The sequence below is a fragment of the Thermomicrobium sp. CFH 73360 genome (assembly GCF_023806465.1).
Lineage (GTDB): Bacteria > Chloroflexota > Chloroflexia > Thermomicrobiales > Thermomicrobiaceae > Thermomicrobium.
Genome location: NZ_JAMSLS010000021.1, coordinates 1,981 through 2,909, shown reverse-complemented (window position 1 = coordinate 2,909; position 929 = coordinate 1,981). Strand labels below are relative to the sequence as shown.

Genomic DNA, 929 nt, shown 5'->3' with positions numbered 1-929 from the left:
TTTCTCCTCCCGTATTTTCAGTATACGTTGTCCGCCATATGGCAAGTCGTGAAAGAGCAGTTGGGATTGACCGAAAGGACGAACCAGGCTCCGTTTCTCCCGACAAAGGACGGCATCATCTTTTATGTCCGACGGTTCTACCGAAACCTATCAAGCCTTCACAGCTTTTTTGCGAGGCGGTGGAGGATCATAGGCCCTATCGTGAAAAAAGAAAAGGAACGGGCTTCTTGGTGGATCCAGACGTTAGAGGAACACGGTCTTGATTCGGCCATCAGAGAGATGTGGGAGGNAGGAACACGGTCTTGATTCGGCCATCAGAGAGATGTGGGAGGGCGGATTCCGACACCCTTTTGCGAATTAAATGGGATCCTGATTTTACATACATACCCTAAATTGGAAATAGTTGAGGTTCCCACAAACCTTTCCTATCGACGGAGAAAAAGCAATTCGGTACGATAAGGGCAGGAGGACCGGAACGGTCCTGATTCCAAGTGAGACCAGGAGGAGATTTGAATGAATGAGTCGATGAGACACGACATTGCCTTGTTTCGGTACGGGCTAATCGCTCCGTTGGTGAATGGGCAGGTGGAACCGAAGACGTATCTGAAAGAGGTGAGCGAGCGAGTGCACCATGTTCCCCACCAAGGCGACAAACGAATCGCAGCCAAGACGATCCTCGATTGGTGCACCCGATACAAAAAAGGGGGCTTTGACGCCTTAAAGCCGAAGCGCCGTTCGGACCGCGGCCACTCAAGGCGTCTGTCGCCCGATGATGAGGATCATATTTTAGCCCTAAGAAAAGAACATCCCACCATGCCCGTGACGGTGTTCTACGAACACCTGATCGAGCAGGGGGGAATCCCAAAAAACCATATCTCTTACTTTACTATATACCGATTATTGAAAAAACACAACCTTGTCGGGAAAGA

1 protein-coding gene and 1 pseudogene are annotated in these 929 nt (G+C 49.9%); both read left to right on the top strand.

The annotated features are described in order from the left end of the window. Window positions 1-306 (top strand): annotated as a pseudogene (locus tag NET03_RS13885) (DUF6431 domain-containing protein); the annotation flags it as partial. Between the two features lie 207 nt (window positions 307-513). Then, window positions 514-929: helix-turn-helix domain-containing protein (locus NET03_RS13325; RefSeq protein WP_252129376.1), on the top strand; the 416-nt coding region annotated here is incomplete at its 3' end.